This is a genomic window from Streptomyces sp. SPB074 (assembly GCF_000154905.1).
In the GTDB taxonomy this organism is placed as follows: Bacteria; Actinomycetota; Actinomycetes; order Streptomycetales; family Streptomycetaceae; genus Streptomyces.
This window is the reverse complement of the sequence record NZ_GG770539.1, coordinates 1-9,751: the sequence shown is the minus strand read 5'-3', so window position 1 is coordinate 9,751 and position 9,751 is coordinate 1. Positions and strand designations below refer to the sequence as shown.

General features: G+C 69.4%; 8 protein-coding genes and 1 pseudogene. 4 read left to right on the top strand and 5 right to left on the bottom strand.

The window, feature by feature from the left end; genetic code table 11:
- Positions 1-106: 106 nt before the first annotated feature.
- Positions 107-1,183: a DUF1996 domain-containing protein gene (locus SSBG_RS00050; protein WP_037868553.1), complete on the bottom strand. Its 1,077-nt coding sequence runs from the start codon at positions 1,181-1,183 to the stop codon at positions 107-109.
- Between the two features lie 365 nt (positions 1,184-1,548).
- Here SSBG_RS00050 and SSBG_RS00045 point away from each other — a divergent pair, with 365 nt between their 5' ends.
- Both SSBG_RS00045 and katG read left to right on the top strand, forming a co-directional pair.
- On the top strand, positions 1,549-2,607 hold the full coding sequence (locus SSBG_RS00045; RefSeq protein ID WP_008744198.1) for a LacI family DNA-binding transcriptional regulator: 1,059 nt from the start codon (positions 1,549-1,551) through the stop codon (positions 2,605-2,607).
- A 200-nt stretch (positions 2,608-2,807) separates the two neighbouring features.
- Positions 2,808-5,024, top strand: coding sequence for a catalase/peroxidase HPI (katG, locus tag SSBG_RS00040; protein ID WP_008744197.1), 2,217 nt, complete (start codon positions 2,808-2,810; stop codon positions 5,022-5,024).
- 47 nt (positions 5,025-5,071) lie between these two features.
- On the opposite strand, the gene SSBG_RS33935 is transcribed toward katG, so the two are convergent.
- Positions 5,072-5,260, bottom strand: coding sequence for a hypothetical protein (locus tag SSBG_RS33935; protein WP_008744196.1), 189 nt, complete (start codon positions 5,258-5,260; stop codon positions 5,072-5,074).
- A 474-nt stretch (positions 5,261-5,734) separates the two neighbouring features.
- Positions 5,735-6,322, bottom strand: a complete 588-nt coding sequence (locus SSBG_RS00030) for an SMI1/KNR4 family protein (protein WP_008744195.1) — start codon at positions 6,320-6,322, stop codon at positions 5,735-5,737.
- Between the two features lie 214 nt (positions 6,323-6,536).
- On the opposite strand from SSBG_RS00030, the gene SSBG_RS00025 reads away from it, so the two are divergent.
- A complete protein-coding gene (locus tag SSBG_RS00025) occupies positions 6,537-6,716 on the top strand; it encodes a hypothetical protein (RefSeq protein WP_008744194.1) in 180 nt (59 codons plus the stop codon).
- Between the two features lie 252 nt (positions 6,717-6,968).
- On the opposite strand, the gene SSBG_RS00020 is transcribed toward SSBG_RS00025, so the two are convergent.
- Positions 6,969-8,198, bottom strand: coding sequence for an IS701 family transposase (locus SSBG_RS00020; RefSeq protein WP_008744193.1), 1,230 nt, complete (start codon positions 8,196-8,198; stop codon positions 6,969-6,971).
- 96 nt (positions 8,199-8,294) lie between these two features.
- Positions 8,295-9,127: pseudogene (locus SSBG_RS30445) on the bottom strand (IS5 family transposase).
- A gap of 98 nt (positions 9,128-9,225) precedes the next feature.
- Between SSBG_RS30445 and SSBG_RS00005 the strand changes: the two are divergent.
- Positions 9,226-9,588, top strand: coding sequence for a hypothetical protein (locus SSBG_RS00005; RefSeq protein WP_106429289.1), 363 nt, complete (start codon positions 9,226-9,228; stop codon positions 9,586-9,588).
- Positions 9,589-9,751 lie beyond the last annotated feature (163 nt).

Sequence of the window (9,751 nt, the reverse complement as noted above, 5' to 3'; positions counted from 1 at the left end):
GAGAGGGAGGAGCGATGGAGCGAATGCCGGGTCCGGGCGCGGGCCGTGCGGACGGTGCCGGGGCGGCGCACGTACGGGGGGCCGCCCCGGCACCGTCCCCTCCGGATCAGCTCGGCAACTCGTAGTCCTCGTTCAGCGCCGCGCCCGCCTCCGGGTGCGTCTCGTCGTAGCCCCTCGGGTCGCACTGGAGACCGCCGACGATGCAGTGGTCGACCATCGCCTTGAGCGTCGCGTCGTCCCACGCGTTGAAGAAGTCGTAGTGGAACGTGTGCGCCGCCCCGCTGGCGAGCCGCAGATCGGACGTGTCACCGTTGACCGGCCACGCCATCTTGAACTCGATCATCGGCAGCGCCACCGGGTGGTCCGCCGGGCACACGTTGTCGTTCGTGCCCGCCTTTACCACCGGGTAGGCCATGTGGCGCGCGTGGTCGGGCGTGTCCAGGTACTTCCCGTCCCAGCAACTGGGCGCCTGGAAGCGGATGTTGAGCTGGACGTCCTGGCCGGTCGGGCAGGAGGAGGGGAACTCGGTGTTGAAGTAGCTCTCCCCGCACTCCCAGCCCTCGACGAAGCCCTTGTGGTTGCGGAACTCCTCGGCGCTCTGCATCGGGCTGCCGACCAGGAACCGCAGCCCCTTCGGGAAGGGCCGCACACTGGTGTAGTCGGTGACTCCCGCCTTGTAGTAGATGGTCTGGACGTCCACCGGCAGGATCTTCTTGTCGCCCTTGTAGAGCGAGGGCATCCAGTACCCGGACTTGTCGCCCGGCGCGACACAGGTGGTGTCACCGGCGGCGTTCATGGACGAGGTCGTGGAGTTCGCGTCCGTCGAGACGTTGCCCATGAACGTGTGGTCGTGCGAGGCGCCCGGCTGGCCGGGGAAGACGATCGGGTCGTCCGGCGCGGTGTGGGTCACCGAGCAGTGCGCCTGGAACTCGTGGAAGTAGCGGTGCGGGGGAGTGGCCTGCGAGGGCTCGGCGCTGACCGGGGGGTCGGCCGGGATGTAGCCGTCACCGTCGGGATCGTCACCGAAGGCCCGCGGAGCGGCCTGCGCGTGATTCATCCCGGCGTGCGACGAACTGGCGGCGGCGGTCTTCGAGGACGGGGCCGAAGCGGAGGACTGGTCGCCGGCGTACGCCTGCGGAAGCACCAGCCCCACCGTCGCGGCGAGCAGCCCCGCCGTGATCATCAGTCCCGACCCGTAGGCCGATCTGCGGAAACGCGATCTCCTCGACATGCGGAGACCTCCTGTTGTCCGTGGGGGTGTGGAGGAGGAGCGCCCGCCCTGCCCGGTTCCGCCCCGTCGTCAGGGACCGGACGGAACCGGACGGCAGAACTGAGAGAGCGCTCTCCCAACGGGAGTGTTCCGCCGCCGTCGGAGACATGTCAAGAGGAGATGAACGCCCTGTTTCCGTGATGTCGCCACCCGTCGAACCGTCCAGGAAAGGGGAGTTGGCGACATTCCGGCCTTCGGTGGCCTCCATGGGTGGCGCTGTGGCGGCGGTTCCCGCACGACAGGGGGAGAGCGCTCTCTCAGGGGTTACCCTGCTCTCCATGAGCAGAGAGCCGCAGACCCGCGGCCGGGCCGCGACCCTGGAGGACGTCGCCCGCGTCGCCGGGGTGTCCCGGGCCACCGTCTCGCGCGTCGTCAACGGCGTGCGCAATGTCGACCCCGGCATCCAGAGCGCGGTCCGTGACGCGATCAGCGCCACCGGCTACACGCCCAACCGCGCCGCCCGCTCCCTCGTCACCCGCAAGGCCGGGACGATCGCCCTCGTCGTCTCGGGCGCCGGGGACGAGGGCGAGGACGCGGACCCCGGATTCGCCGCCCGCGTCTTCGCCGACCCCTTCTTCGGCCGCGCGGTGAGCGGGATCATCGGCTACCTGCGCCCCCACTCCCTGCACCCCGTCCTCCTTTTCGCCGAGACCGGCACGGCCCGTACCGAGGCGGTCGCCTACCTGCGTCAGGGCAGTGCCGACGGCGCCCTCGTCATCACCACCCACCCGGCCGACCCGCTGCCCGCCCGCATCGCCGACACCGGTGTCCCCGCGGTCCTCTTCGCCCGTCCCGCGCTGCCCGTCCCGCTCAGCTACGTCGACCTGGCCCACCGCGACGGCGCGGCCCTGGCCGCCGCCCACCTCCTCGCGCGCGGCCGGCGCGCCATCGCCACCATCACCGGGCCCCTCGACGTCCTCGCGGGGCAGGAGCGCTTCACCGGTTTCCGCGAGGCGATGGCCCGCCACGGGCACGCCTGGGTCCCCTACGCCGAAGGCGGCTTCACGCTCGCCAGCGGCGCGACGGCGATGCGCCGCCTCCTCGACGAGCACCCGGACCTCGACGGGGTCTTCGCCGCGAACGACCTCATGGCGCAGGGTGCCTGCCAGGTGCTGCGCGAACGCGGCAGGCGCGTCCCCGCCGACGTCTCCGTCGTCGGCTTCGACGACAGCCCCGCCGCCGTCACCGCCGATCCGCCGCTCACCACGATCCGCCAGCCGGTCGAGGCGATGGCCGCCGAGATGGCCCGCCTCCTGCACACCCACATCGAGAGCGGCGCCGCGGACCCCGTCGCGGTGGTCTTCGACCCGGAACTCGTCGTCCGTTCCTCGTCCTGACCCCGCACACATGCCCGGCCTGTCATGCACGGGGTAGGTTTTTTCTTGACTTGGACAAAGTCCATCGTAGGATCGGTTCCGTTACGAGTCGGGGCGTGGTCCTGTCGTCCGGGTGGGGTCCCACCACACCCCCGCCCCCGGGCGCCCTCCCGCACTCCGGTTCGTGCCCCAGGGAACCGCACAGGTCCGGAAGGAAGTCCATGACCGAGAACCACGACGCCCTCGTCACCGACCCGAAAACAGAGGAGTCCGGCGGCTGCCCGGTCGTGCACACCGCCCGCGCACCCCACCCGACCCAGGGCGGCGGCAACCGGCAGTGGTGGCCGGAACGGCTCAACCTGAAGATCCTGGCGAAGAACCCCCCGGTCGCCAACCCGCTCGGCGAGGACTTCGACTACGCCGCCGCGTTCGGGTCCCTCGACCTGCCCGCCGTCAAGCGCGACATCGAGGAGGTCCTCACCACCTCGCAGGACTGGTGGCCCGCCGATTTCGGCCACTACGGCCCCCTCATCATCCGCATGGCCTGGCACAGCGCCGGTACGTACCGCATCAGCGACGGCCGCGGCGGCGCCGGAGCCGGCCAGCAGCGCTTCGCCCCGCTCAACAGCTGGCCCGACAACGCCAACCTGGACAAGGCCCGCCGCCTGCTGTGGCCCGTCAAGAAGAAGTACGGCCAGAACCTCTCCTGGGCCGACCTCCTCATCCTCGCGGGCAACGTCGCGCTGGAGTCCATGGGCTTCGAGACCTTCGGCTACGCCGGCGGCCGCGCGGACGTCTGGGAGCCCGAGGACGACGTCTACTGGGGCCCGGAGACCACCTGGCTCGGTGACGAGCGCTACACCGGCGACCGCAGGCTTGAAGAACCCCTCGGCGCGGTCCAGATGGGCCTCATCTACGTCAACCCCGAAGGGCCCAACGGCCACCCGGACCCCCTCGCCGCGGCCCGCGACATCCGCGAGACCTTCCGCCGCATGGCCATGAACGACGAGGAGACCGTCGCGCTCATCGCCGGCGGCCACACCTTCGGCAAGACCCACGGCGCCGGTGACGCCGACCTCGTCGGGGACGACCCCGAGGCCGCCCCGCTGGAGCAGCAGGGCCTCGGCTGGCGCAGCACCTTCCGCAGCGGCAAGGGCGCCGACGCCATCACCTCGGGCCTCGAAGTCACCTGGACCACCACCCCCACCCAGTGGGGCAACGGCTTCTTCGACCACCTCTTCGGCTACGAATGGGAGCTCACCAAGAGCCCCGCGGGCGCCCACCAGTGGAAGCCGAAGAACGGCGCGGGCGAGGGCACGGTGCCCGACGCCCACGACGCGGCCAAGAAGATCGCGCCCCAGATGCTCACGACGGACCTCGCCCTGCGCTTCGACCCGGTCTACGAGCCGATCGCCCGCCGCTTCCACGAGGACCCGGCCGCCTTCGCCGACGCCTTCGCCCGCGCCTGGTACAAGCTCACCCACCGCGACATGGGCCCCAAGTCCCTCTACCTCGGCCCCGAGGTCCCCGCCGAGACCCTCCTGTGGCAGGACCCGCTGCCCGCCGCCGAGGGCGCCCCCCTCACGGCCGCCGCCGTCGCGACGCTCAAGGAGAAGATCCTCTCCTCCGGGCTCTCCGTCTCCGACCTCGTCTTCACCGCCTGGGCCTCCGCCTCGACCTTCCGCGGCAGCGACAAGCGCGGCGGCGCCAACGGCGCCCGCGTCCGCCTCGCCCCGCAGCGCGAGTGGGAGGTCAACGACCCCGAGCGCCTCGCGAGCGTCCTCACCGGCCTGGAAGCGATCCAGCGCGACTTCGCCACCACCGGCGGCCACGTCTCGCTCGCGGACCTCATCGTCCTGGCGGGCACGGCGGCGGTGGAGAAGGCCGCCGCCGACGGCGGCCACCCCGTCGAGGTGGCCTTCACCCCGGGCCGCGTGGACGCGACCGAGGAGCACACCGACGCCGAGTCCTTCGCCGCCCTGGAACCGGTCGCCGACGGCTTCCGCAACTACACGGGCAAGGCGGCCCGGCTCCCCGCCGAATACCTCCTCGTGGACCGCGCCAACCTCCTGACGCTCTCGGCCCCCGAGATGACGGTCCTCCTCGGCGGCCTGCGGGTCCTCGGCGCGAACACGGGCGGCTCGGCGGCGGGCGTCCTCACCGACCGCCCCGGCGTCCTGACGAACGACTTCTTCGTCAACCTCCTGGACGCCTCCTGGCGCCCCGCGGCCGACGACAGCGGCACCTACGAGGCCGTGGGCGCGGACGGCGAGGTCGCCTGGACCGGCACCCGCGCCGACCTCGTCTTCGGCTCCAACTCCGAGCTGCGCGCCTTGGCGGAGGTCTACGCGAGCGACGACGCGACCGCGAAGTTCACGGCGGACTTCGCCGCCGCGTGGTCGAAGGTGATGGACCTGGACCGCTTCGACGTCGCCTGACCCACCACCCACGAAGGCCCCGGGGGAGCACCCCCGGGGCCTTCGCCTCACCCCGCCCGCAGGGGCCCGACGACCGGCCCGCGCGCCACTTTCAGGCTCCCGTCGGCGAAGGAGGTCCCCGGGATCTGTCCCCCGGGCGCCCGCAGGGTGTACGCGACCTCGTCGGCGGCGACCTGCCGGCCCTGGCTCGGCACCTGGATGTCGAAGTGGACCGGGTGCCCGTACCGGAGCACCACCTCGCGCCCTGCGACCCGTACCGTCCGGCCCGGAGCCCGCTGTCCTTCCCGCCGTGCGAGAACCGCACGTCGACGGGTGACCCGGCGAGCGTGCAGGGGGCGTAACCGCGCGGCGCGGTCAGCGTCACCCGGTAGTGGTGATGCCCCGCGCTGTGCGGCGCGGGGGTGATCTTCGCGAGGTGATTGGCGGGCCGGCACGCGGAGGGCCGCGGCCCGGCCCCCGAAGCGGCGGCCGCGGGCAGCGCCGCGAAAACCCCGGAGGCGGCCACCCCGAAGGCCAGAGCGACAGCGGTCCCGCGCAGACGCGCGAATCCCATGAACGTTCCCGGTTCTGTGGATCGAATACGAACAGCCGATCCCTGCCCTACCCGACCACCCCCACGCCACCCCCATCCCGGACCACACGACCGAAGGACCTCCCCACACCCGATTGACCACGCCCCACCCCAATTTTTCGCGGAGTGGTACGGAGGGTCACAATTCAGGGGCCATGCGATGACGGTCCTGACGGGCACGGAGCTGAGGTGAAGTGAGTTCGAGGGCCCGGTCGTCGCGTCCGGCGATCATGTGGTTGAGCCAGCGTTCGTACCAGTCGAGGAAGTCGGTAGCGGAGGAGACGTCGGGGCCCCAAAAACCATCGCTGTTGCCAATCAGAATGCGACCGGTGAGGGGACCAGTCACTGCGATGAGGCATACGTCGGTGCAGCCCATCTCAATAATATGGAGGAAGAGACCGCGTTGGTGATCCCCGGTTCCGGCGACGTCGAAGCCACGGGGCGTTCCTGGCCCTCCGCCCGAATGCATGACCATCAGGGAACATCGCTCCAGCGGCATGAGCCCGTAGAACGGCCCCGCGCCAGAGCCGCCGACGTGCGTGAGGAACTGCCGATAGGCGCCGGGCAGGAGGATTCCATGCTCGGCCTCAAACGCGGCGACGCGTGTTTCCGCCAGCTTCGGACCAAGGCAGAACTGGTGCTGCTCCTCACCGAAGGAGTGGCTACGCAGTGGTTGAAACGGGACCGCTGCCAGCTTGCGACGCAGACGGGATATGCGGGCATCCATGATGCATCTTCTCTCGTCCCCGTCACCCTACGGCTGGGTGCGGTCAGCTGCCCAGGAGAATCCTTTCCCGCAGGAAAGCGAAGCTGGTGCGGCTATGGCGGCGTCGCGTTCACGGTCGGTTTGGGAATCGTCGCACCTGGCGGCACCAGCGAGGCCTTTGCCGGTGCGACGGGCCGTGTGGAGCAGGCAGCCGATGGAGCGGCGGCTGTGACCGGTGTTCGGCATCGCGTGGACGGTGGTGTGCCTGGCCCGGACGCGGTTGACGCCCCGGCCGCCCTTTGAAGGTGAGGTCGCGGCCGTGGCCGCGGTGGCGTATGTGAGGCGCTGGTGGGTGCTGACCGCTATCGCGCTGGCCCAGTTGATGCTGATTCTCGACAACACCCACAGGATGTAGGGGTGGTTTCTGCGGTGGTGAGTTCGGTGCAGCCGGTGGGTGCTTCGTTGGGGACTGTGTTGCTGAATTCTGTCGCTACGGGGGTGGGCGGTCGTTATCTTCGCGCGCACGACGGCGTCACTGCCGGTGAGGGCATGGTGGAGGGCTTTTCCGTGGCTTAGTACTCCAGCAGCGGTTCGTGTCCTGAGCTGCGTTTTTGGTAGTGGCAGCGGCGGGCGGTGGCTTGGTGGTGTCTTCTCCAGGCTGACCACTTCAGTGCGTGGGTGACTGGGTCGGGGTGGGGTCGGGGGCGGGGAAGGAGAGTGTCCAGGAGGCGTCTGATTTCTGCCACGGTGAGCGGGGCGAGAGAGGTTCGTTTCCAAAGCCCCCTTTTTCGGGCTCGTCGGCGGCTTGGGCTGCGAGTGAGGTCAGGACGGCGTGGGCGAGCATGGCCAGGGTGATGTGCCGGTACCAGCCGACGTAGCGGCGGACCTCGTACTCGTCCAGGCCGCACTCGTTCTTCGCCGCCTGGAAGCATTCCTCGATCGCCCAGCGTGTGCCGGCCGCCCGCACCAGGTCGGCGACAGTGGTGCTCGTGGGCGCGTAGGCGAAGTAGTAGGCGGTCTCCTCGGGCCGTGCCACGCTGCGCCGGGCCAGCACCCATCGGTGGTGGGCTGACTCGTCGCCGTCGAAGAGGGCGATCGACGGCAGTCTCGCGCTCGCCCAGTCGTAGACCCTGGGGCCCTTGGCCCCGTTGCCGCAGGACAGCCGCTGCCAGGCATCCTGGGGCGCCTGGGCGATGAGCTCGTCGATCCGCCAGAACCCCGTCAAGCTCTTGACCTGCTGAGACTTCGGAACAGCGACGACGTAACCGACATCGAGTTCCTCCAGCAGGCGGCGGAACTTCCAGTCCTGCCCATAGGCCTCGTCCGCCGTCACCCACCGCGCCGGCAGACCGGCGGCCAGCGTCCGGGTAACCATCGCCCTCGCGAGTTCACCCTTGGTCGCGAACTCCCGCTCGTCGGGAACCTTCGCCGCCCGGCAGCGTTCCCGATCCCCTGTCCACGCCTTCGGGAGATACAGCTCCCGGTCGACCAGGGCACGTCCGCGAGACGTGGCGTAGGCGGCGAAGACCCCGACCTGACAATTGTCGATCTTGCCCGAGGTGCCGGTGTACTGCCTGCCCACACCCGCCGACGTGATCCCCTTCTTGATGAAACCGGTGTCATCGATGATCAGGACCCCGTCATCACCGAGCACCTCGGCCACATACTCGCGGACATCGTCCCGCACCGCGTCCGCATCCCAGACGCTGGAGTTCAGCAGCCGCTGGAACCCGTCAGGACTACGGTGCCCCGCCCACTCCGCGAGCTGCCAGCCGTTCTTACGCGCCACACGAGCCAGCAGACCCCGAACGTAATCCCGCATCCGCCACCGCAGATCCGCCCGAGCAAACCGACCCGCGACCCGAGCGAACGCAGCCTCCAACTCCGCGCGGACCATACAGCTACTTCACCCAGCTCCCTCATACCAGGAGAACGACAAAGACCAGCTCAGGACACGAACCGCTGCTGGAGTACTAGGCGGTGTCTTCAAATGTCACGCCCACATCAGGAGCGAGGCGAGGGTGACGGCTGCGTGATAGGACTCGGCGGTCTTGTCGTAGCGGGTTGCGATGCCGCGCCACTGCTTCAAGCGGTTGAAGCACCGTTCGACCACGTTGCGCTGCTTGTAGAGCTGCTTGTCGAAGATCGGCGGGCGGCCGCCCCGGCTGCCGCGCCGGAGCCGGTTGCGTATCTGGTCGGCACGCTCGGGGATGGTGTGGCTGATGCCTCGGTGTCGCAGCCAGGCGCGTATCGCGCGGGAGCTGTAGCCCTTGTCGCCCAGCACGTGCGCGGGCCTCGTCCGGGGGCGGCCCGGGCCGACGCGCGGCACCCTGATCGCTTCCATCACGGCGGCGAACTGGGTGCAGTCGTTGGTGTTGCCACTCGTGAGGACAAAGGCGAGCGGGCGTCCGAAGGCGTCGCAGACCAGGTGGATCTTGCTGGTCAGCCCACCTCGGGAGCGTCCGAGTGCCCGGTCGCGGTGCCCCCTTTTCGGGCCCCGGCCGCATGCTGGTGGGCGCGTACGACGGTGGAGTCGACCGACACCAGCCAGCCGACCTCTCCTGCCGCGTCCGAGCGGGCCTGTGCGGCCTGGAGCATCCGTTCGAAGGTGCCGTCCAGGGCCCACCGGCGGAAACGGGTGTGCAAGGTGTGCCAGGAGCCGTACCGCTCGGGCACATCTCGCCAGGCCGTGCCCGTCCGGAACTTCCACACGATCCCGTTGAGCACGGTCCGGTCGTCCAAGCGCTTCCGCCCACGAGAAGCCCCGGGCAACAGCGGACGGAGGAACTCCCACTCCGCATCGGACAATTCATGACGACGTATCATCCGACCATGATCCACCACTCAAGATCAATTGAAGACAGGCCCTAGCACTGATATCGGTGGGGGCCTCGCCTGCGCAGGCTGCCGGGGAGAACTGGAAGGTGTATTCGACCCACTTCTCCCCCAAGGGCTACGACCTTCCGCTGCGGTACGGTCGCCACGACAACACTGCCGGCCATACGACAGGTTTCGGCGCCTACCACATCGACGACAGGAACCACCGGCTCGGCGTCATCAGCTGGAGCGACTTCAAGGACGACATCGACCAGGTTCTGGACAGTCCCAGCACCAAGTGCAGTAAGAACGGCACCAAGTGGGAATGCGTCTCGAAGCTTTCCAGCGGGGTCAGCCAGTTCGGCAACATGAAGGTCGTCTACACCCACAGCGACAGCGGTACCCCGGACGGGCGCCCGAAGGGCATCATCACTGCGTTCTACCTTCATGACTGTGGCTGTCTGAAGTAGCAAGCGAAGAAGGCGGGAAGCATGAGCCTGAGAGACCACTACGCCGACTATCTCACCCAGTTCAGCGAGAGCGCCGAAACCCAGATCGCCCACCAGGTGAGCCGGGACGGCTACGGAACACTGCGCGGCTTCGAGATCGGCGAGGACGAGCAAGGCGTATGGG